A 1,256-nucleotide genomic window follows, 5' to 3' on the forward strand; every position below is an offset into this window, starting at 1 on the left:
GGCATGGCAAACATGACATGTTCTGTATTCGGCGCGATGGGTGGTTGTGCAATGATTGGGCAGTCAATGATTAACGTAAACTCCGGTGGCCGTGGCCGTCTGTCTGGCATCGTAGCGGCTGTAGCTCTGCTGATGTTCATTTTGTTTGCGTCATCGTTGATTGAAATGATTCCACTAGCAGCCCTAGTTGGTGTGATGTTCATGGTTGTGATTGGCACATTCGAATGGGCAACATTTAAGTTGGCTCGCCGTGTACCAAAGCAAGATTTCTTCGTTATCGTACTAGTAACAGTCGTTACAGTACTGACTGACCTTGCTGTTGCGGTCGCGGTTGGCGTAATCGCTTCGGCGCTGATGTTTGCATGGCAACATGCGAAGCACATTTACGCAGATACTTGCTTGAACGCAGAAGGCTCAAAAGAGTACAAAATTCACGGTCCAATCTTCTTTGGTTCAGCAGCAAACTTCCTCGAGCTGTTTAATGCGCCAGAAGATCCTAAAGATGTGATTGTCGATTTCGCAGACTCTCGCGTAACAGACCACTCGGCAATTGAGGCAATTGAAACGCTAGCAGAGCGCTACGCTTCCATCGGCAAAACGCTTCACCTTCGTCACCTAAGTCCGGATTGTCGCAAACTACTCGACAAAGCTGGCAGTCTAGTCGAAATCAACGTGAAAGAAGACCCTAGCTACAAAGTCGCAACCGACATTTTAGCTGGCTAATCTATGCGTAAAGGGATGAGCAATGCTCATCCCTTTTTTTATTTATCTGATATCGAGATAATTACAGCTTCTGCAAAACCGCTACCGACGCCTCTTCGATTAAGTCCAATACCAACTCAAATCCATCATCTCCACCATAGTAAGGATCTGGGATCTCGTCATAACTCGAATTAGAGTGGCTTAAAAATAGCGAGACTTTATGACGATGTTCTGCAGGACAAATATCGAGTAAGTCAGCCAAGTTTGCTTTATCCGCAGCCAGTACCAAATCGAAGTCTTCGAAATCTTGCACTGACACTTGGCGCGCTTGCATTCCTTTAAACGAATAGCCACGTTGTTTCCCTGCCGCCATGGCTCTTGAGTCTGGCGTGTTTCCGGTGTGATAGCCAATTGTCCCAGCCGAATCAATGTCGACATCGACACCTAACTCTTCCGCTTTAGCTCTCAGAACGGCCTCACCGGTTGGTGAACGGCAAATATTTCCCATACAAACAACGAGTATTCTCTTCATTTTATTCCCTGAATTATCGATG

At 46.6% G+C, this 1,256-nt stretch carries 2 protein-coding genes; one reads left to right on the forward strand and one right to left on the reverse strand.

Translation table 11 applies throughout. The features are described 5' to 3' along the window. A partial coding sequence (locus tag R7E00_RS23925) for a SulP family inorganic anion transporter (protein WP_318124744.1) occupies window positions 1–723 on the forward strand: 723 nt, incomplete at its 5' end. A gap of 61 nt (window positions 724–784) precedes the next feature. Here R7E00_RS23925 and R7E00_RS23930 read toward each other — a convergent pair. Beyond that, on the reverse strand, window positions 785–1,234 hold the full coding sequence (locus tag R7E00_RS23930) for a low molecular weight protein-tyrosine-phosphatase (protein ID WP_023650163.1): 450 nt from the start codon (window positions 1,232–1,234) through the stop codon (window positions 785–787). Window positions 1,235–1,256 lie beyond the last annotated feature (22 nt).

Source organism: Vibrio sp. Vb1755, from assembly GCF_033338635.1.
GTDB lineage: Bacteria > Pseudomonadota > Gammaproteobacteria > Enterobacterales > Vibrionaceae > Vibrio > Vibrio alginolyticus.

What these genes read in the sequence shown, in the direction of transcription:
- R7E00_RS23930 (WP_023650163.1), bottom strand. Translation starts at nt 1,234, where the DNA reads ATGAAGAGAATACTCGTTGTTTGTATGGGAAATATTTGCCGTTCACCA.